The organism is Nonomuraea sp. NPDC046570, assembly GCF_040645915.1.
In the GTDB taxonomy this organism is placed as follows: Bacteria; Actinomycetota; Actinomycetes; order Streptosporangiales; family Streptosporangiaceae; genus Nonomuraea.
Genome location: NZ_JBEYZF010000012.1, coordinates 145,005 through 165,028, shown reverse-complemented (window position 1 = coordinate 165,028; position 20,024 = coordinate 145,005). Strand labels below are relative to the sequence as shown.

Below are 20,024 nucleotides of genomic sequence, written 5' to 3'. Positions count from 1 at the left end.
CGTAACCTGGCCGGGCAGTGTTCGTAGAGTGACGTTCAGTATTTGATGAATAGTCCCTATTAGTGCGTTTAGCACTCCCAGCGTATGAACACGGTGATCTGTTCCCGTGTCACACACCAACGCACCACCGTGGCTGAGTTGTCATACTTCCTCGGTGCTCCCCTTCGGACGTCTGCGGCGCGGCGGGGGCGTCACGCCGTCCGCCATGCGGCGGGCCGTGACGAGGAACCCGGTGTGCCCGATCATCCGGTGATCCGGACGTACGGCGAGCCCTTCGACATGCCAGTCGCGAACCAGGGTCTCCCACGCATGGGGCTCGGTGAAACTCCCGTGCTCCCTGATGCATTCCACGGTCTTCGACAACTGGGTCGTGGTGGCCACGTAACAGCAGATCACGCCGCCCGGTGTGAGAGCCTTGGCGACGACGTCGACGCACTCCCAGGGGGCCAGCATGTCGAGGATGACGCGGTCGACGTCGGCCTCGTCGATGGCCGAGACCAGGTCGCCGACGACCAGGCGCCAGTTGTCCATCGGTCCGCCGTAGAACTTCTCGACGTTCTTGCGGGCCACGTCGGCGAACTCCTCACGCCGCTCGTAGGAGGTCACCTTGCCCTCGGCGCCGACCGCGCGCAGCAGGAAGCAGGTCAGCGCGCCGGAGCCGACGCCGGCCTCGATCACCCGGGCGCCGGGGAAGATATCGGCCATGCCGACGATCTGCGCGGAGTCCTTGGGGTAGATCACCGCGGCGCCGCGCGGCATGGACAGCGTGTAGTCCTGCAGCAGGTGGCGGAAGGCGAGGTACTGGGTGCCGCCGGAGGAGCGGACCACCGAGCCCTCGGGCTGGCCGATCAGGTCGCTGTGCGGGATCCCGCCCTTGTGCGTGTGGAAGACCCCGTCCTCCTTCAGCGTGATCGTGTGACGCTTGTTCTTGGGGTCGGTGAGCTGCACCTGGTCCCCCACCGTGAACGGCCCGTGCCTGCGAAAACCCATGGCGGAAAGGATAGGGGGAATCCGGAGTGTCCCAGGCCCGCGGGTGCGAGCCGGTCGATTCGGGCTCGCGGCGGGGCGGCGGTCGTTGATAGCAATGGGGACATGTTTCCCCGCGAGGTCATCTCCACCGGTCCCCTGATCCTGCGCCCTCCCGCCGAGCGCGACGTCGAGGCGCAGGTGCGGGCGTGCGCCGATCCCGAGACGGTGCGGTTCCTGCCGGAGCTGCCCGTGCCGTACACCGCGCAGGACGCGCGCGACTACCTGAGGACGGCCGAGGCGAAGTGGCGGGACGGCGGGGCCGAGTTCACCGTCACCGGCGCCGACGGCGGGTTTCTCGGCTCGATCGGGCTGCGCCCGCCCGACGTGCGGGGGAACGTCGAGATCGGGTACGCCGTGGCGCCGTGGGCGCGCGGCAGGGGCGTGGCCACGACCGCGGCGCGGGCGGTGACGGACTGGGCCTTCGGGCACGGGGTGGGCCGGGTGGAGCTGCTGGCCGAGCTGGAGAACCTGGCCAGCCTCCGGGTCGCGTACGCTGCCGGGTTCACCCAGGAGGGGCGGCTGCGGCGGGCCAGGACTTTGCGGGACGGGCGCAGGGCCGACCTGGTGAGCTTCGGCAGGCTGGCCGGGGAGGGCGAGGCGGTGTTCGAGCCGTACCTGCCGTTCTTCGCCGACGGGTACCTGTCGGACGGGGTGGTGCGGCTGGCGCCGATGACGGTCGGGGACGCGGCCGACTTCAGCCGGATGCTGGCCGTGCCGAGCGTGTCCGCGTACACCCTGGGCCCGCCGACCACGCCGGAGGAGGACGAGCAGCGCTGCCGGCACACCGGGTGGTGGTGGCTGTCGGGGCAGCGGCTGGAGGTGTCGTTGCGCGAGGAGGAGAGCGGCGCGTTCGCCGGGCACCTGCAGCTCTCGCAGGTGGTGCCGGTGTTCGGCCAGGCGATGGTCGGCTACTCGCTGATGCCTGACTTCCGGGGGAAGGGGCTGATGACGCGCGCGGTGCGGATGCTGGTGGCCTGGGCGTTCGAGAACACGGCCCTGCACCGGATCGTCGCGGGCACCGACGTCGGCAACCTGGCCTCCCAGCGGGTGCTGGAACGGGCCGGGTTCAGCCGGGAGTACGTGGTCAGGGAGCTGTTCCCGCGCGAGGACGGCAGCTGGGCGGACGATGTGGAGTGGCTGCGCCTGCGCCCGGAGGCGAAGTAGGCGCTCATTCTCCGGCGGCGGCCAGGGCGTTGCGCAGCAGCGTCTCCACCTGCCGCAGCACGGCTGTCGGGTCGCCCCCGGCACGCAGGTCCATCTCGCTGTAGTCCTCGCCGACGCGGACCCGGAGCGCGATGTCCCTGCCGCGCAGGCGCAACCAGAACTCCACGGTCTTGACCAGGGCCGAGGCCGCCTGGCCGGTGTCGACGGCGACGAGCAGCGCGGGCGGCCCGCCGCCCATGAGGCCCGGGGCGGGCGGGCGGTGCTCCAGTGTCACCCGCCCGCGCAGGCCGTCGGCGTCGTGCAGCCAGTCGCTGAGGGAGAGCAGGTCGTCGTGGTCGGCCTCGAAGGCGGCGACGGTCATCCGGTGGTCCTCACTTGACGATGGCGGCGGTCCTGGCCGAGGTGACCTTGAGCAGGTCGGCCGTGGCCAGTTCGAGCTCCAGCCCGTGCCGCCCGCTGGACAGGCAGACGGTGGGCGCGCCGGCCAGACCGCGTTCCAGAACGGCCGGCAGGTACGGCAGGGCGACGGGGCTGACGATCTCGGCGGCGATGGCCTCGGCGAGCCTGCCCACCTCCGACAGGTCGGCGACCCTGGCGGCGGGGACGCCGAACGTGGCGGCGACGGCCCGCTCGTCGATCAGGTCGCCGATCGGGGCGATGGCGAGCGCGACCTGCTCGCCGAGGTGGACGACGACGGCTTTGAGCATGCGCCCGGGCGGGAAGCCTAGCTCGGCGGCGACGGCGGCGCGTGATTTGGTGTGGGCCGGATCGTGGGGATGCGGATGGACCGTGAAGGCGATTCCCGATTTGCGAAGAATACGCATCGCCGGGGTCTCGATAATCTTATTTCGGGATTTATTGGGTTTGGTGATGCCGCGCCGTACCTGAAACTCGTGATATTTACGGGAAAAGACGTAAAGGTAGTCGACGAATGCTTCGGCCAGTTCGACCGCGTCGATCGCCTCCCGCCTGCCCAGGGCGGCCCGGCCGCCCGAGCCCAGGTGCGCGGCCTCGTTGCCGAGCTCGCGCAGCTCCTCGGCCCAGGTGAGCAGCCAGGCGTCGATGTGGCCGCGGCGGCGCAGCTCGCCCAGCGCGTGGAAGAGCGTCCTGCCCCGGACGCCGTGGTCCTGGCAGACCGCCTCCAGCAGGCGCCGTACGTGCAGGACGGCCGAGGAGGGCGAGCCCGTCGACAGGCACTCGCGCGCGCGGGTGAGCTCCTGTCCGACGACCGGTGGCACCTCGGCGGCGATCGGCCGCCAGGCCGAGGGCCACAGCACCCGGGCGGCTCCGGCGGGCAGTTCCTCGGGATCGGTGTCGGGCGCCTCGCTCTCCGGTTCGAGCAGCAGGGCCTGCCCGCAGCTCTGGCAGACGGCCAGCGAATAGGGCCGCAGGGCGGCCGGCAGGAAAACCCGGTGGAGCCCGTCGGGCTCGCGTGCGACAGTGGGGCGACCACAAGCCGGGCAATCAACGTCGAATTTCGCGCCCCATCGCACCACAGAAGGAACATAGACGATCACGAAATAGGTCTCAAGGGCATACGATTTTCCCCAAGGGGAGGCCGCCATGAAAAGCTGGCCGTTCGCCGGCCGCACGCAGGATCTCGAGGACGTGGTCAGGCTCGCCCGCGACCCCACGGCGCAGGGCGTGCTCGTCGCGGGTCCCGCCGGGATCGGCAAGAGCAGGCTGGCCGGTGAGGCGCTCACCAGGTTCAACCCGCTGAAGGTGACGCTGCTGCGGATCAGGGCGACCAAGGCGGCCAGCGCCATCCCCAACGGCGCGCTCGCCGACCTGATCCCCCGCCACCAGCCGCCGCACCTGGTCAACACGCTGCGCTGGGCGGGCGAGGAACTGCTCGCGCACGCCCGCGGCCGGGTGCTGGTGCTGGCCGTCGACGACGCCCACCTGCTCGACAGCCACTCCGCCGAGGTGATCGCCTCGCTGGTGCGTACCCGGCAGGCCAGGCTCGTCGGCACGCTGCGCAGCGGCGAGGAGGCCCCTGACACGGTCACCACACTGTGGCGCGACGGCCACGTCCGCCGCTTCGACGCCGACCCGCTCAGCGACGAGGACATCACCGCGGTGCTCACCGCCGCGCTGGGCGGCCAGCCCGACGACGCGACCGTACGCAGGCTGGCCGACATCACCGAGGGCAACGCGCTGTTCCTGTACGAGGTGGTGGGCGCGGCGCGCGCCTCCGGGGCGCTCAGCCCGATCCACGGCATGTGGAAGCTCACCGGCGACCCACCGCTCGCCCCCCGCCTGGTGGACCTGATCCACGAGCGGATCGGCGCGCTGTCGCCGGAGCTGAAGGACGTGCTGGAGTACACCGCCTTCGCCGAGCCGATCGGCGCCCGCGCGTTGAGCGCGCTCTGCTCGGAGCAGGCGGTGCTGGAGGCCGAGGAGCGCGGCCTGATCAGGGTCAGGATCGAGCGGCGCCGCGAGGTCGCCAGGCTCGGCCACCCGCTGTACGGCGAGGTGTCCCGCGAGCGCTGCCCCGAGCTGCGCCGCCGGCGGCGGCACGCCGACCTGGTGGCCGCGCTGGAGTCCTCGGGGCTGCGGCGGCGGGAGGACCGGCTGCGGGTGACCGTGTGGCGGCTGGCCGGCGGGCTCGGCGCGGCGCCGGAGCCGCTGCTGGCGGCCTGCGGGCTGGCCTGGTCGGCCCACGACTACCCGCTGGCGATCCGGCTGGCCGAGGCCGCGGTGGAGGCGGGCGGCGGGGTGCCCGCGGCCATCCAGCTGGCCACCGTACTCGACTACGCCCAGCAGCCCGACCGGGCGCGCACGCTGCTCGACTCGACCCCCGAACCGGCCGACGAGCCGACCTCGAGCAGGCTGACGCTGGCCAGGGCGAGCAACCTGGCCTGGGGAATGGACCGCCTCGGCGACGCCCTCGATCTGCTGGCCTGCTCCCAGAAGGAGCTGAACGACCCCTCGCTGCGCCGCAAGGTGGCCGTGCAGCGGCTGAGCCTCACCGCCTCGGCGGCCAGGCCAGGCGACGCTCTCAGGCTCAGCGGCGAGCTGCTGGCGCAGCACCTGAGCCCGGCGCTGCGCGCCCAGACGCTCAGCTCACGCGCCCTGGCCCTCTGCTACGCCGGGCGTACGACCGAGGCGGCCGCTCTGGTCCAGGAGGCGCTCGCGGACGCCGCCGCCTGGCGTGACGAGATCCCCGCGCTGGTCTCGCCGCTGCACTCGACGTGGTCGATGTGCGGCTACTTCTCCGGCGACCTGTCCGTGATGGACCAGGCGATCGCCTCCATGCGATCCGCGCTGGCCGGTCAGCGCGGCTGGTCGCGCGGCGAGGGCAGTCTGGCGCTGGCCCGGGGGCACGCCGCCACGCTGCGCGGCCAGCTCGGCGCCGCGCTGCTGATCCTGCACGCGCCCGCCCACCACGAGACCGCGCTGACCGTGGGCGGCTGCATGGGCGCCTACGCGGCGGTCCAGGCGCTGCGCGGCGAGGCCGCGGCGGCCCGGCAGACCCTGGAGGCGTCGCTGGCCCGCAACCGGGCCACCTGGACGGCGTACATGCGCTGGGTGGCGCTGGCCCGGGTGTGGATCGCCGCAGCCTCGGGCGAGACCGGCGGCGCGGCCCGGCTGGCGCTGGCCGCAGCTGCCGACTGCCGCGAGGCAGGCCTGTCCGCCTTCGAGGCGGTGGCCCTGCACGACGCGGTACGGCTGGGCGCCCCCGCCGCGGCCGTCAACCGCCTGGAGGAGCTGTCCGCCGAGCATGACGGCCCGCGGGTCGGGCTGGCCGCCCGGCACGCCAGGGCGCTGACGGAGGCCGATCCGGGCCGGCTGCTGGAGGTCGCGTCCGCCTTCGACGCGCTCGGCCTGCGCCTGCACGCCGCCGAGGCCGCCGCCCAGGCCGCCGCGCTGCTGCTGCGGACCAAGGGCGACCGGGCGTCGCGGGCGGCCGCCACGGAGGCGTGGTCGCTGGCCGGGGCCTGCCAGGGGCCGGACACGCCGGCGCTGCGCGGGCTGGCCGCGCCCGACCTCACGGGCAGGGAGCTGCAGGTCGCGCAGCTCACCGCGGCCGGGCACTCGCACCGGGAGATCGGCCTGCGGCTGGGCATCGCGATGCGCACGGCGATGAACCACCGCAACCAGGTCTACTGGAAGCTCGGCGTCAACAGCCCCGCCGAACTGGCCAAGGCGCTCAACCGGTTCCAATGAGGCGGGTGACCGGCCCGGCCGTGTGACGTGACGGCACACGGACCTCGCCAGGGTGGCGGCGGCCCGTAGGGCCGGCTGGGCCCGCGCGCGCCGGGGACCGTGGTGGGGCCCCGCCGGGGCATGCAGTACCGGATCGGGGGTCAGCCTCGGTGGGCCTCGTAGCGCATGGTGCGGGAGACGCCGATGCGGACCGTGGTGCCCGGGGCTATGGTGACCGCCTCGTTCGGGGGGATGTCGTAGAAGTTGGGGTCACCGGGGGGCTGGATCTGGGTGCCGTTGACCGAGCCGAGGTCGACCAGGTTGACGTCCCAGCCGTCGAGCGCGACGCGCAGGTGGCGGCGCGAGACCGAGCCGTCGGGGCTGGTCACTTTGGCGGGCCTGGCCGTGCCGCCGGCCACCTCGGGCGCCCGGTCGGGGTCGCGGCCGAGCAGGTAGTCGCTCTCCAGCGGCAGCGCCATCCCGTCGTCGAGCAGCAGCACGCCGAGCGACGGGCGCGGCCCCTTGTACGGCACGGCGGTCCGCTGCACCAGCTCGATCCCGCAGACCGCGCAGTAGGGGGCGCGGGGGTCGTTGAAGTGGTCGTTCTTGCAGTCGACGCCGAACACGCCCGGCCGGTCGTCGCCGTGCTCGGGAGGCGCCTCGCGCTGCTCGGGAGGCGACGGGAACGGGTGGTCGGGCCCGGTGCCGCCCTGCGGCCGGTCGTCGAAGAGCGGCGGCCGCTCGTCATACGGCGGCGGGCCCTGGTCGAACGGCGAGTGGCCCTGGTCGAACGGCGTCGGGCCGTGGTCGTACGGCGTCGGGCCGTGCTCGAACGGCGTCGGGCCGTGCTCGAACGGCGTCGGCCCGGGCCCCATGTGCGGCATCGGGGCCGAGGCCGGCCCGGGACCGTGTCCGGGGCCGTGGCCGATGGGCGGCAGCGGCTCGGACGGCGGGCCCTGCGGCTCGGGCGCGGGGTGCGGCACCTGCGGGCCCGAGGGGGCGCCCTGCATGGGGTAGGGCGGCGGCTGCTGGACGGGGACGTGCTCGTGGACCGGCTGGGGCGCGGGGCCCGGCTGCGCGTGCTGCTCCTGCCGGGGCGGCAGCATGCCGGGCTCGATGTGAAAGGCGGTGGAGGGCAGCTCGGCGGTCATCGGCCGGGCCTGGACGCCGCCGCTCTCGGCGAAGTCGCACTGGACGCCGCCGCCGACCACGACGCCGCCGTCGAGGCGGACCGCCGGGTGCGCCTGGCCGGCGTCGGGCAGGCGCAGTTCCACCCGCTGCAGCGGGCCGTGCACGAGCCGGTCGGTCCAGGTGAGCGAGTCGCTGCCGGCCAGGCGGGTCTCGCCGTCGCCGGAGGTGACGGTCGCCGAGGCCGATCCGCTGACCAGCACGGCCACGCCGCCCTGCGCGGGCCCCGCCACCGCGCAGGAGGCCGGCTCACCGGTCATGGTCCTGGCGAGGACCTGGGCCGCGCGCCGGGCCAGGGCCCTGCCGTCGCCGCCGGAGGCCGCGGTCTCGCGCAGCGCCTCGAGCAGGTCGCCGCCGGCCGCCTCCGCCCCGTCGCACACCAGCAACAGTCCGCCCATGCGGGCGACCAGTCCGCTGCCCGGAAGCGGTCGCACCACCCCGTAGCCCTGCTCAGCCACAGAACTCTCCCTCCCCGGAAACGCCGGCGGGTCTTGTGAGCCCGCGCCGACCCCGTCCGCCACCAGCCATACGCTTACCCAGACGAGGAGGAACAGTATCGGTCCGCGGTCCTCGCCTCGAACCCGCCTGCGGCATGTGAGCCAATGCGTGCGTCCCTGGGGTGCGACAACTACCTGATCAATTACCCATGAGCGTAGTCGCGGCGCGCTGCGAAGACGAGTAGGACAAACCGCTCAGCGTCAGACTCCGCTGAAGACGCGGTTGACGTCCGCGGTCGACAGCACCCCGTAGATCTCGCCGCCGCGCTCGACGAGCAGGTACTCGCCGGAGGGGTGTTCGCGCATCGCGTCGATGAGCGCCTCGCCCGTCAGGTCGGCCGACAGCACCAGGGAGGGCTCAAGCGCGCGGGACATGGACCCGGCGGTGACCCACGGCCTGCGGTGCTCGGGAGTGGCCTCGACGGCCGACTCGTGGACGAGCGCCACCGGCCGGCCCTCGTGGTCGACCACCACCATCGCTCCGGCCCGCGCCTCGCCGGCCCGGCGCAGCGCCTCGGACAGCGGCGTCTCGGCGGTCACGCCGACCGCCCTGCGTGCCAGCGCCCTGGCGTTGACCCTGGGGATGCGGGCGCGGACCTTGGCCACCCGCAGCGACTGGGAGGCGCCCATCCAGATGAAGGCGGCCAGCACCACCGACCACAGGAGCTGGCGCTCGTCGACCGGCTGGCCGCTCATCATCGCCAGCGCGAACGGCGCCACGATGATGACCACCGCCAGGATGCGGCCCGCCCACGCGGCCACGATGGTGGCCGAGCTGGGGCTGCTGGTCAGCTTCCACACACCGGCGCGCAGCATCCGGCCGCCGTCGAGGGGCAGGCCGGGCAGCAGGTTGAAGACGCCGACGATCAGGTTGGCCACCCAGAGCTGCAGGATCAGCACCTGGGGGATGCCACCGCCGGTGACCAGGAACAGGTCGGCGAGCAGGCCGCCACCGGCCAGCGACAGCGACAGCAGCGGGCCGGCCGCGGCGACGAGGAACTCCCGGCCGGGCGTCTGCGGCTCCTTCTCGATCTCCGAGACGCCGCCGAGAAGGTAGAGGGTGATCTTGCGGACCGGCAGGCCGTACATCTTGGCGACCACGCAGTGGGCCAGCTCGTGCAGCAGCACCGACAGGTAGAGCAGCACGGCGAAGACGAACGCCACGGCGTAGGCGACGGTGGCGCTCAGCTCGGGCAGCATGCCGCGGACGACGTCGCCGAACATCCAGGTGATGAACGCCGCGACGATGAACCAGGTCCACGAGACATAGACCGGGATGCCGAACGGCCTGCCCATCCGGATGCCGGAGAATTCCTGGCGTGGACTCTCGGCGCTCACTCACCACTCCTTACCTGTCCCCGAAGGGGCCGACTGCCTTGATGCTACGCGGCGGCACGGGCGATCCTGTTTTCCGAGGGCCATTCTGTCGCCCCCTTGACCTACGGTGAGGGACATGACGTTGACCGAACCCGTGATCATCGGAGCCCTTTCCCCCTCCCGGGCGGGCGACTTCATGACCTGTCCCCTGCTCTACCGCTTCCGGGTGATCGACCGGCTGCCGGAGAAGCCGTCGCAGGCGGCGGTGCGCGGCACGGTGGTGCACGCGGTCCTGGAGCGGCTCTACGACCTGCCCGCGCCGCGGCGCTCGGTCGCGGCCGCGCTGGAGTTGCTGGAGCCACAGTGGGAGCGGCTGCTGGCCGAGGAGCCCGCCTTCGGGGAGATGTTCGCCGACGACGCCGAGCAGGTGACGTGGCTGGGGCAGGCGCGGGCGATGCTGGAACGTTACTTCACCTTGGAGGACCCGACCCGGCTGGAGCCCGCCGAGCGGGAGCTCTACGTCGAGGCGGTGCTGGCCGGCGGGCTGATGCTGCGCGGCTACATCGACCGGCTGGACGTGGCGCCGACGGGCGAGGTCCGGGTGGTCGACTACAAGACCGGCAGCGCGCCGGGGCCCGACTTCGAGGCCAAGGCGCTGTTCCAGATGAAGTTCTACGCGCTGGTGCTGTGGCGGCTGCGCGGTAGCATCCCGCGGCTGCTGCAGCTCGTCTACCTGGGCGGGGGCGGCGAGGTGCTGCGGTACGCGCCCGACGAGGCCGACCTGGTGGCCACCGAGCGCAAGGTGCAGGCGCTGTGGACGGCGATCGAGCGGGCGCTGGAGTCGGGCGAGTGGCGGTCCAGGCCGTCGCGGCTGTGCGACTGGTGCGACCACAAGGAGCTGTGCCCGGAGTTCGGCGGCACTCCCCCGCCGGTGCCGGCGCGGCAGCCCGGGGACACGGTGCGGAGCCGCCGGAGAAGCGCGACGGACGAGCTCTAATCCTCCCAAGGGAGGAGGCTTCCCGCTCTCACCTGGTCTTACATTGAAGCGGTGCGCACCAACCGAGCCCTGTTCTACGACGTGCTGCTGGCCGCGTCCCTGGCCGTCGTCTCGGTGGCGCTGTTCCTCAGCTCCGACCCGGCGCCGTTCATGACCGACCTGGGCCCGCCCCCGGGCACCCTGCGCGCCCCCGACGCGGGGGGCGCCGCGCTGGTCGCGCTCTGCTGGGTGCCGGTCGCCTTCCGCCGGCGCAGGCCGCTGGCCATGCTGTGCGCGGCCCAGGTGCCGGACGTGCTGATGTCGGGGCTCGGCTACGGCGCGAACCTGAGCGGCCTGGCCGGCCTGATCCTGCTCTACAGCGTCGCCGCGCACCGCGGGCTGGCGGTGGCGCTCGGCGCGTTCGCCGTCGTGGCCGCCGGGTACGCGGTGGGCACCGCGCTGGCGCCGCTGTCGCCGTCGTGGGAGGACCACTTCGTGGTGCTGGTGGTGGCGTTCACCGTCTGGGGCACCGGCCGGACGCTGCGGCTGCGCCGCGCCTACCTGGAAGAGCTCAAGGACCGGGCCAGCCGCCTGGAGCGCGCCAGGGAGGCCGACACCCGGGCGGCCAGGGCCGAGGAACGTTCCCGGATCGCCCGCGAGCTGCACGACGTGGTCGCCCACCACGTGAGCGTGATGACCGTGCAGGCCGCCGCCGCGCGCAAGGTGCTCGACTCCGACCCGGCCGTGGCGAGCGAGGCGCTGACCGCGATCGAGACGACCGGGCGGCTGGCGATGAACGAGATGCGCAACATCGTCGGCGTGCTGCGCACCGACGCCCCCTCCCGTCCGGCCGAGTTGGGACCGCAGCCGGGGCTCGGCGACCTGCCCGCGCTGGTGGAGCAGATGCGCGAGGCGGGCCTGGCCGTCCAGCTGTGGATCGAGGGCGAGCGGGGCCAGCTCGCGCCGGGGCTGGACCTGGCCGCGTACCGGCTGGTTCAGGAAGGGCTGACCAACACCCTGCGGCACGCGGGCCCGGGGGCGCGCGCGTGGGTGCGGGTGCACCACGAGGTGCGCGAGCTACGCGTGCAGGTGGAGGACGACGGCCGGGGGCCTGGCCCGGCGTCCGAGCGGACCGGCCACGGTCTGGTGGGCATTCGCGAACGTGTCTCCCTCTATGGTGGAATTCTGAGCATCGGTCCACGAACTGGGGGCGGATTCGAGGTGCGGGCGACGTTCCCGCTGAGGACGCTCCGCGGCGGGGCGGCGGACAAGGAAGCGGCGATCCGGATGGACGGGCGATGACGATCAGGGTGCTGCTGGTGGACGACCAGCCGCTGCTGCGCACGGGGTTCCGCCTGATCCTGGAGGCCGAGCCGGACATCACGGTCGTGGGCCAGGCCGGCGACGGGACCGGCGCGCAGGAGCAGTCGCGGGCGCTGCTGCCGGACGTGGTGCTGATGGACATCCGCATGCCGGGCGTCGACGGCATCGAGGCGACCCGCAGGATCGTGCGCGACGCGGCGGCCGGCGCGCACGTGCCCAAGGTGCTGGTGCTGACCACGTTCGACCTCGACGAGTACATCGTGGAGGCGCTGCGCTCGGGCGCGTCCGGGTTCCTGCTGAAGGACGTGCCGCCGGACGAGCTGGTGCAGGCGATCAGGGTGGTGGCGGCGGGCGACGCGATCGTGGCGCCCAGCGTGACCCGGCGGCTGCTGGACCGGTTCTCGGCCAAGCTGCCGTCGGCCTACCAGCAGACCACTCCGGCGCGGCTCGACCGGCTGACCGAGCGGGAGCTGGAGGTGCTGAAGCTGATCGCCAAGGGGATGTCGAACGCGGAGATCGCCGCCAAGCTGGTGGTGAGCGAGACCACGGTCAAGACGCATGTGGGCAACGTCCTCACCAAGCTCGGCCTGCGCGACCGCGTCCAGGCGGTCGTCCTGGCCTACGAGACGGGCCTGATCACACCGGGCGCGCTGTCCTGAGGTTCCGCCTTCCGTTGGGTGCCCGGCCGCGTGCGCTCGGGGAGCGTGGCCCTGGACGGGCGCCCGCCACGTGCGGAGGGTGGCGGGCGGGAGGGCTTGCCGTACAGGGAGGCTCTAGGCGGCTGGGGGGTTCTCCGGGAAGTGGCAGGCGACCTTGTGGTTGCCTGCCATGTCCTGCAGCGGGGGTTCGACGGTCTTGCAGATGTCCTGGGCCTTCCAGCAGCGGGTGTGGAAGCGGCACGCGGGCGGCGGGTTCAGCGGGCTCGGCACGTCGCCGGTGAGCCGGATGCGTTCGCGGTCCCTGCGCACCTTCGGGTCCGGCACGGGTACGGCCGACAGCAGCGCGTTGGTGTACGGATGCATCGGCGAGCTGTACAGCGACTTGCGGTCGGCGATCTCGACGATCTTGCCGAGGTACATGACCGCGACCCGGTCGCTGATGTGCCGCACCACCGACAGGTCGTGCGCGATCACCACGTAGGTGAGGTCGAGCTCGTTCTGCAGGTCCTCCAGCAGGTTGACGACCTGCGCCTGGATCGACACGTCGAGCGCCGACACCGGCTCGTCGGCGATGATCAGCTTCGGCTTGAGCGCGAGCGTGCGGGCGATGCCGATGCGCTGGCGCTGGCCGCCGGAGAACTCGTGCGGGTAGCGGTTGTAGTGCTCGGGGTTCAGCCCGACCAGCTCCAGGATGTCCTGGACGGCCTTCTTGGTCCCGTGCTCGGTCTGCACGCCCTGGATCCGGAACGGCGCGCCGACGATGGTGCCGACGGTGTGCCGGGGGTTCAGCGAGGAGTACGGGTCCTGGAAGATCATCTGCATGTCGCGGCGCAGCGGCCTGAGCCTGCCCTGCGACATGTGGGTGATGTCCTGCCCCTGGAACTCGACCTTGCCGCGGGTGGGCTCCAGCAGCCTGGTGACCAGCCGGCCGGTGGTGGACTTGCCGCAGCCCGACTCGCCGACCAGGCCGAGCGTCTCGCCCTTGAACACGTCGAAGCTGATCCCGTCGACCGCCTTCACGGCGGCGACCTGCCGCTTGAGCAGGCCCTTGGTCACCGGGAAGTGCTTCTCCAGGTTCTGCACGGACAGCAGCGGCTCGTTGCGGTTCTCGGTCACTGGCTCTCCAGCACTGGCTTGATCTCGTTCTCCCACAGGGCGCGCCGCTCGTCCTTGCTCATGTGGCACCGCACCAGGTGGCCGCCTTCGGTCTGGGTCAGCTCGGGCACCCCGGACCTGGACTTGCCGTCCGTGCGCTCCTCGTAGGGGCAGCGGGGGTGGAAGGCGCAGCCGGGCGGCACGTTGATCAGCGAGGGGGGTGAGCCCTTGATCGGCAGCAGCCGCTCGCTGACCTCCCGGTCCAGGCGTGGCATGGAGCCCAGCAGGCCCCAGGTGTAGGGGTGCTCGGGGCGGTAGAAGACGTCCTCGGCGGTGCCGTACTCGACGCACTTGCCGCCGTACATGACCAGGATGTCGTCGGACAGCTCGGCCACCACGCCCAGGTCGTGGGTGATGATGATCAGCGCGGAGTCGAACTCGCGCTGCAGGTCGCGCATCAGGTCGAGGATCTGCGCCTGGACGGTCACGTCGAGGGCGGTGGTCGGCTCGTCGGCGATGAGCAGCTCGGGGTCGCAGGACAGCGCCATGGCGATCATCGCGCGCTGCCGCATGCCGCCGGAGAACTCGTGCGGGTAGGCGTCGACGCGCCGGGTCGGCTCGGGGATGCCGACGCGGCCGAGCATGTCGATCGCGTGCTTGCGGGCGACCTTCTTCGACACGTCGTGGTGGATCCGGTACGCCTCGATGATCTGGGCGCCGACCGTGTAGAAGGGGTGCATGGCCGACAGCGGATCCTGGAAGATCATCGCCATCTTCTTGCCGCGCAGCGTGCGCACGTGCTCGGGCGAGGCCGTGACGAGTTCCTCGCCGTCGAGCCAGATCTCGCCGGAGATCTTCGCGCCGCCGCCCTTGTGCAGCCCGAGGATGCCGAGGCTGGTGACGCTCTTGCCGGAGCCGGACTCGCCGACGATGCCGAGGGTCTTGCCCCGGTCCAGCGAGAACGACAGCCCGTCGACGGATTTGACCAGGCCGTCGTCGGTGGGGAAGTGGATGCGCAGGTCGCGCACGTCCAGGTGCGCCTGGGTCATGAGAGCCTCACCCTCGGGTCGACGACCGCGTACAGCAGGTCCACGAGCAGGTTGGCCACCACGACGAAGGCCGCCGCGAACAGGGTCACGCCCAGCACCTTGGGCAGGTCGTTGTTGGTGATGGCGTCGACGGCGTACTTGCCGAGGCCGTTGAGGGAGTAGGTGCTCTCCGTCAGGACGGCGCCGCCCAGCAGCAGGCCGAAGTCGAGGCCGAAGATGGTGACGATGGGGGTGAGCGCGGCCCGCAGTCCGTGCCGGACCACCACGGTGCGTTCGGGCAGTCCCTTGGCGCGCGCGGTGCGGATGTAGTCCTCGTTCATCGCCTCCAGCATGCCCGCCCTGGTCAGGCGCGCGTATCCGGCGGCGAACAGGAAGGCCAGGGTGATCCACGGCAGCAGCAGACTGTAGGCCCACTGCAGCGGATCGACCGTGAGATCGACGTAGGTGCCGCCCGGGACGGTCCAGCCCAGGTTGTAGCTGAAGAAGACCAGGGAGATCATGCCGGTGAAGAAGATCGGCAGTGACACGCCGGCCAGGGCGATGCCCATGGCGCTCCGGTCGAAGAAGCTGCCGCGTTTCAGCGCGGACAGCACGCCGGTGGACACACCGGCGATCACCCAGATGACGGCGGCTCCCACGGCCAGCGAGAGCGTCACCCGGGACCGGTCGAGCAGGTCGGGCCAGACGGGCTGCTGGGTGATGAAGGAGTAGCCGAAGCAGGGGGCCGGGCACTTCTCGACGCTCGTGCCCGTGTCGTACTCCGACCCGACCACGACGCCCTTGATGAAGCGGCCGTACTGCACGGCGAGCGGGTCGTTGAAGCCCAGGCGCTGGGCCATGAGCTGGATCGTTTCCTGGCTCGCGGTACGGCCGACATAGCGGCTGGCGAACGCCTCCGGTGTCGCTCCGGCGATCCGGGGCACCAGAAAGAAGATCGCGAAAGTGACCACGCTCACGACGAGGAGCATGAGTACCGCGCCGATCACGCGCCTGATGATGTAAGTGATCACAGTGCCCGGCCGGGGTGGCCGCCCCAGGCTGTGCCGGGGGCGGCCACCGTTGCCTTCACCTGCCTATCTGTTGTCGCCGCTGGCTCTACTGCTGGACGCCGAGGGCGACGTAGTCGTACATCTGCTGGGAGTCGCTGATGAACGCGTTCGTCACGCCCTTGCCCCTCATCAGGAGCGACTTGGCGTACACACCGGGCAGCGTGACGGCCTGGTCCATGATCAGCTGGTCGATCTGCGCCCACATCTCGGTGCGCTTGGCCTCGTCGGCCTCGCCCTTGATGCTGTCGATCAGCTTGTCGACCTCGGGCATCTTGATGCTGAGGTTGTAGTTGCCGGCCTCACGGATGGTCCGGGAGTCGACGATGGCCTGCAGGTAGCCGAAGGTCTCGGGGTAGTCCGAGCCCCAGCCGTTGATCGCCAGGCCGATGTTGTTCTCCTTGACGTAGGCCGGACGGCCCGCGTACAGCTGGAAGTAGTCGCCCTGGGGGAACGGCTTCAGCGTCAGCTTGATGCCGACCTTGCCCAGCGACTGCTGCAGAGCCTCGGCGGCAGCCTTCTCGGCCGGGCGCTCGGCGCGGTAGGAGATGTTGGTCTCGAAGCCGTTCGGCTGGCCGCAGGCGGTCAGCGCGGCCTTGGCCTTGGCCTCGTCGCCCTTGCTGCCCGGGGTCTCGTAGGTGGAGATCTTCTTGTAGCCGGCCAGCATGGGCGGGATCATGCCGGTCGCGATCTCGCCACCGGACAGCTCGCCGCCGTAGGCCTGCTGCAGGCCGGTCCGGTCGGCCGCCCACTGGATGGCCTTGCGGCAGTCGACGTTGTCGAGCGGCTTCACGTCCGGGATGACCGAGGTGTACCACAGGCGCTGCAGCGACGGGTTGTCCGCGCGCGCCTTGAGCGCCGGGTCGGGCAGCACACGGCTCAGCGCGGCGGTCTGCATGCCGGTGCCGGCCACGGCGACGTGCAGGTCACCGGAGATGATCCGGTTGTCGATGTCGTCGGCGTTGACGTTGAGCGCGACCTCGTAGCCGTCGGGCAGCGCGGGCCGGTTCGGGTCCAGGGCCGCGTCCCAGTTCGGGTTGCGCTTGAGCGTGAAGCTCTTGCCGATCTCGTTCTTGTCGAACATGTACGGGCCCGTCGAGATGACGTGCTCCTGGTACTTGCTACCGGTGTCCTTGTCCTTGGGCACCGGCATCGTCATCGGCATCTGCACGATGTAGTCGAAGGAGCCGAAGGCCTGCTTCAGGTGGAAGACGATCGTCTGGTCGTCCGGCGTGGTGATCGCCGAGCTGATGTCGGCGTCCTTGCTCTCGTAGGCGCCCTTGTAGTCCTTGGGCCAGTCGAGCAGCTCGTTGAGGTAGCTCGGGCCGGACGGGTGGACCTTCTTGTCGAAGGAGCGCGCCACGGCGTAGGCGACGTCCTTGGAGGTCACCTCGGTGCCGTCCTCGTACTTCACGCCCTTGCGCAGCTTGTAGGTCCAGGTCTTGCCGCCGTCGGTGGTCTCACCGAGGCTCTCGGCCAGGTCGGGGACCAGCGTGTTGCCGTCCTTGCCGGGGGCCGGCTTGAACATCAGCAGCGCCCGGCCGTACAGGCGGATGAAGTTGAAGGAGTAGCCGTAGTACGTGTTGCCGGGGTCGAGGCTGTCCCAGGTGCCGTTGTTGGCGAGCTTGAGGATGCCGCCCTTCTTGTCGGAAGGGTTCCAGATCTTGTCGATGCTGGCGTTGAACTCGTCCTTGGCCGCCGCGCCCGCGGACGCGGCACCGGTCTGGCCCGGGGTGGGCGCGGCCCCGCCGCCGCCACAGGCCGCCAGGCCCAGGGCGAGAACGGTGCCCAGCGCCGCCGTCGCCAGTATGGATCTTCTACTCATTACTTCTACCCCTTTGTTGGGTGTTGAGCTGGGGGTTCACTGAGGTCATGAAGGTCAGCGGCTGCGCGGGTCGATCGCGTCGCGGAGACCGTCACCGAACAGGTTGAAGGCCAGCACGGTGACGAAGATCGCCAGTCCGGGCACGATCGTGAAGTGCGGAATCGTGTAGAAGCGCACCGCGTCGGCGAGCATGCCGCCCCACGTCGGGGTCGGCGGCTTGACGCCGACGCCCAGGAAGGACAGCGCCGCCTCGAACAGGATGTTCGAGGGGATGAGCAGGGTGGCGTAGATCAGGATCGGCGCCATCAGGTTCGGCAGGAGTTCCCTGAAGATGATGTACGGGCCTCTGGCGCCGAGGCTGCGCGCGGCGTCGACGAACTCCCGCTCGCGCAGGGAGAGCGTCTGGCCGCGGACGATCCGGCCGATGTAGGGCCAGTTGAAGAAGCCGATGATGAACACCAGCAGGGCGATGCGCAGCGCGTCGCCCGACAGGCCGAACGCCTTGTCCGGCACCACGCCCGCCAGCGCGATCGCGAAGACCAGCAGCGGGAAGGCCAGGAAGACGTCCATGGTGCGGCCGATGACGGTGTCGGCCCAGCCGCCGAAGAATCCGGCCATGACGCCCATGATCGTGCCGATGACCACCGACAGCAGGGTGGCCAGGAAGGCGATCAGCAGCGAGATGCGGGCGCCGTACACCACGCGGCTGAACAGGTCGCGGCCGTTGAGCGGCTCGACCCCGAACAGGAACTCGGTGCTCATACCGCCGTACGCGCCCTTCGGGGCGAGGGTGGCGGGGTCGATCTGGTCCTGGTTGAAGTCGAGCGGCGGGTGGCCGAACATGGCGACGATCACCGGGGCGAACACCGCGACCAGGATGAGGAAGACGACGATGAAGGCGCCGCCCATCGCGACCTTGTCGCGCTTGAGCCGCATCCACGCGATCTGTCCCAGCGACCGGCCCACGATCGCCTTGCCGCTCGCCCCTTCGAGCACTGCCTCCGGCGCGGCCTCGCCAGCCGAGCCGGATACATCGAGCGGTGCGGTCATGCGCCCTCCTCCGCCGACCGCAAGACCGGGGTGCGGTGCTCGCGCATGCCCGGTGCGAGCATGTTCACAGCCCCCTGGATCGCGGACGACGTCGTCCCTTGGGCGGAACCGCCTGCCGGGGTCCCGTCCTTGCCTGTGCAGGCCGCATGTCGCGGCCCCAGGAGGCAGGATCTATGGGCTGAGCTGCGCTGACTAGTCCCTCAGACCGCTATGTGGCTCAACTGTGATTCACGCGAAACGGATTCGTATCGATCTTGAAGCGAATGTCTACGAGCCGTTCCGGTTGAGTCTCGGAACCGTGACATCTTCAGCTGATGCCGCGCCGCTTGAGAATGTCCTCGATGTCGCCGAAGTCATCGTCCTTCGCCGCGGGCTTGGCCTGAGCGGCCACCGCCGGCTTCGGACGCGCCTTGCCCGCCTCCTTCGCGGGGGCCTGCTTGGCCGGGGACCCGCCCGCCAGCTTCCTGGATCGCATCACCCCGGAGACCACGAACAGGACGGCCGACAGCCCCGCCACGGCCACACCCGCCCAGACCAGCGGGTTCAGCACCAGATTCGTGACGAACCCGACCGCGGTCGCGCCGATCGTCCACAGGGCGCCGATCGCCCCCGTCAGGTAGGCGGCGGTGGGCAGCAGCGACCACGCCGCCAGCCTCAGCCCCGACGCCACTCCCCTGCGCCTCATCGCCAGGAAGCTGAACACCAGCCCCACCGCGGTCACCCCGGCGCACAGCGGCAACCACGCGATCTGCTCGAAGCCCATAACGGCCGCCCCTCATCGTCGCTTACCCTCCCATCCTGGCACGCGATCTTCCACCCGCCCCTCCTCCGAAAGAAGGGCCCCACCCTTAGGGGTCGCTTCCCTTTCTTCCTTCTCGTACGGCACAGGGGCGGTGGCGGGTCAGAGGAGGTCGCGCAGGTCCTGGGTGGTGACGGCGGTGAGGGAGGGGACGATCAGGCGGCCGGGGGCGGGATCGATGGGGAGGAGGCTGGGGACCGCCACCACCGCGCAGCCCGCCGCCGTGCCCGCGGCGACGCCGTTGGGCGAGTCCTCCAGCACCACGCAGCGCACAGGTTCGACACCGAGCCGGCGGGCTGCGGTCAGGTACGGCTCGGGGTCGGGCTTGGTGCGCGTCACGTCGTCGGCGGTGACGATCGTGTCGAAGCGCTCGCGCCCGACGAAGGCGAGCACCGCCTCGGCGATCTCCTTCAGCGAGGAGGTGACCAGCCCCACCGGCACCTCCTCAGCGCGCAGGTCCTCCAGGAGTTCCAGGGCGCCGGGCATGACCTTCACCCCGCCGGCCAGGCGGGCGACCATGCCGTCGATCATCCACTCGCGCAGCAGGGCGGGCGCGACCGAGGAGCCGGAGACGGCCAGCATGTAGTCGACCGTACGCTCCATCGAGCCGCCGACCAGGTGCGTCTGGTGCTCAGGCGTCCAGACTCCGCCCAGTCTGGCCATCACGTCGGTCTCGATCTCCAGCCACACCTTCTCGGTGTCGACCAGCAAGCCGTCCATGTCGAAGAAGACCGCGTCCATGTTCCCCCCGCCGCCAAGAACCTTGTCCGCAAACCCTACGCGGTCTCTCCCGACCAGCCACACACCCCCACCCCACCATGCCCGAACCCTGACACCCGCCCCACCAGCACCACACGC

At 71.3% G+C, this 20,024-nt stretch carries 17 protein-coding genes; 5 read left to right on the top strand and 12 right to left on the bottom strand.

Annotation, left to right across the window (positions count from 1 at the left end; all coding sequences use genetic code 11):
* Positions 1–141: 141 nt before the first annotated feature.
* Positions 142–990, bottom strand: a complete 849-nt coding sequence (locus ABZ911_RS21115) for a tRNA (adenine-N1)-methyltransferase (RefSeq protein ID WP_358058065.1) — start codon at positions 988–990, stop codon at positions 142–144.
* Positions 991–1,092: 102 nt separating this feature from the next.
* Between ABZ911_RS21115 and ABZ911_RS21110 the strand changes: the two genes are divergently transcribed.
* Complete coding sequence (locus ABZ911_RS21110; protein WP_358058062.1) at positions 1,093–2,193, top strand: GNAT family N-acetyltransferase; 1,101 nt, start codon at positions 1,093–1,095, stop codon at positions 2,191–2,193.
* Between the two features lie 4 nt (positions 2,194–2,197).
* Here the strand turns inward: ABZ911_RS21110 and ABZ911_RS21105 are convergent, their stop codons facing one another.
* Positions 2,198–2,554 carry a hypothetical protein gene (locus ABZ911_RS21105; RefSeq protein ID WP_358058059.1) on the bottom strand — a complete coding sequence of 119 codons (357 nt, stop codon included), beginning with the start codon at positions 2,552–2,554 and terminating at the stop codon, positions 2,198–2,200.
* A gap of 10 nt (positions 2,555–2,564) precedes the next feature.
* Complete coding sequence (locus tag ABZ911_RS21100) at positions 2,565–3,689, bottom strand: DUF4145 domain-containing protein (protein ID WP_358058056.1); 1,125 nt, start codon at positions 3,687–3,689, stop codon at positions 2,565–2,567.
* A 67-nt stretch (positions 3,690–3,756) separates the two neighbouring features.
* On the opposite strand from ABZ911_RS21100, the gene ABZ911_RS21095 reads away from it, so the two are divergent.
* Positions 3,757–6,363: an AAA family ATPase gene (locus ABZ911_RS21095; RefSeq protein WP_358058053.1), complete on the top strand. Its 2,607-nt coding sequence runs from the start codon at positions 3,757–3,759 to the stop codon at positions 6,361–6,363.
* 140 nt (positions 6,364–6,503) lie between these two features.
* Here the strand turns inward: ABZ911_RS21095 and ABZ911_RS21090 are convergent, their stop codons facing one another.
* Together ABZ911_RS21090 and ABZ911_RS21085 are read right to left on the bottom strand one after the other, a co-directional pair.
* On the bottom strand, positions 6,504–7,988 hold the full coding sequence (locus tag ABZ911_RS21090) for an FHA domain-containing protein (protein ID WP_358058050.1): 1,485 nt from the start codon (positions 7,986–7,988) through the stop codon (positions 6,504–6,506).
* A 240-nt stretch (positions 7,989–8,228) separates the two neighbouring features.
* The gene (locus ABZ911_RS21085; protein ID WP_358058047.1) at positions 8,229–9,365 is read right to left on the bottom strand and encodes a site-2 protease family protein; all 1,137 of its coding nucleotides are present in this window, start codon (positions 9,363–9,365) and stop codon (positions 8,229–8,231) included.
* A 115-nt stretch (positions 9,366–9,480) separates the two neighbouring features.
* Here ABZ911_RS21085 and ABZ911_RS21080 point away from each other — a divergent pair, with 115 nt between their 5' ends.
* From ABZ911_RS21080 to ABZ911_RS21070, 3 genes are read left to right on the top strand one after another with little or no spacing between them, the layout of a single operon-like run.
* The gene (locus ABZ911_RS21080; RefSeq protein WP_358058044.1) at positions 9,481–10,341 is read left to right on the top strand and encodes a RecB family exonuclease; all 861 of its coding nucleotides are present in this window, start codon (positions 9,481–9,483) and stop codon (positions 10,339–10,341) included.
* A 51-nt stretch (positions 10,342–10,392) separates the two neighbouring features.
* On the top strand, positions 10,393–11,622 hold the full coding sequence (locus ABZ911_RS21075) for a sensor histidine kinase (RefSeq protein WP_358058041.1): 1,230 nt from the start codon (positions 10,393–10,395) through the stop codon (positions 11,620–11,622).
* Positions 11,619–12,302 (top strand): response regulator transcription factor, encoded by a 684-nt coding sequence (locus ABZ911_RS21070; protein WP_358058039.1) that lies wholly within the window; start codon positions 11,619–11,621, stop codon positions 12,300–12,302. The genes ABZ911_RS21075 and ABZ911_RS21070 overlap by 4 nt, the downstream gene beginning before the upstream one ends.
* 114 nt (positions 12,303–12,416) lie before the next feature.
* Here the strand turns inward: ABZ911_RS21070 and ABZ911_RS21065 are convergent, their stop codons facing one another.
* The 7 genes from ABZ911_RS21065 to ABZ911_RS21035 form a co-directional block, all read right to left on the bottom strand.
* The gene (locus ABZ911_RS21065) at positions 12,417–13,418 is read right to left on the bottom strand and encodes a dipeptide ABC transporter ATP-binding protein (RefSeq protein ID WP_358058036.1); all 1,002 of its coding nucleotides are present in this window, start codon (positions 13,416–13,418) and stop codon (positions 12,417–12,419) included.
* On the bottom strand, positions 13,415–14,446 hold the full coding sequence (locus ABZ911_RS21060) for an ABC transporter ATP-binding protein (protein WP_358058033.1): 1,032 nt from the start codon (positions 14,444–14,446) through the stop codon (positions 13,415–13,417). The genes ABZ911_RS21065 and ABZ911_RS21060 overlap by 4 nt, the downstream gene beginning before the upstream one ends.
* On the bottom strand, positions 14,443–15,456 hold the full coding sequence (locus tag ABZ911_RS21055) for an ABC transporter permease (protein ID WP_358058030.1): 1,014 nt from the start codon (positions 15,454–15,456) through the stop codon (positions 14,443–14,445). The genes ABZ911_RS21060 and ABZ911_RS21055 overlap by 4 nt, the downstream gene beginning before the upstream one ends.
* 85 nt (positions 15,457–15,541) lie before the next feature.
* Entirely contained in the window at positions 15,542–17,317 is a 1,776-nt protein-coding gene (locus ABZ911_RS21050) for an ABC transporter substrate-binding protein (protein ID WP_358058027.1), read from the bottom strand.
* 54 nt (positions 17,318–17,371) lie between these two features.
* A complete protein-coding gene (locus ABZ911_RS21045) occupies positions 17,372–18,367 on the bottom strand; it encodes an ABC transporter permease (RefSeq protein WP_358058024.1) in 996 nt (331 codons plus the stop codon).
* 307 nt (positions 18,368–18,674) lie between these two features.
* Complete coding sequence (locus ABZ911_RS21040; protein WP_358058021.1) at positions 18,675–19,130, bottom strand: cellulose synthase; 456 nt, start codon at positions 19,128–19,130, stop codon at positions 18,675–18,677.
* Positions 19,131–19,268: 138 nt separating this feature from the next.
* Positions 19,269–19,907, bottom strand: a complete 639-nt coding sequence (locus ABZ911_RS21035; protein ID WP_358058018.1) for an HAD family phosphatase — start codon at positions 19,905–19,907, stop codon at positions 19,269–19,271.
* Between the last annotated feature and the right edge of the window lie 117 nt (positions 19,908–20,024).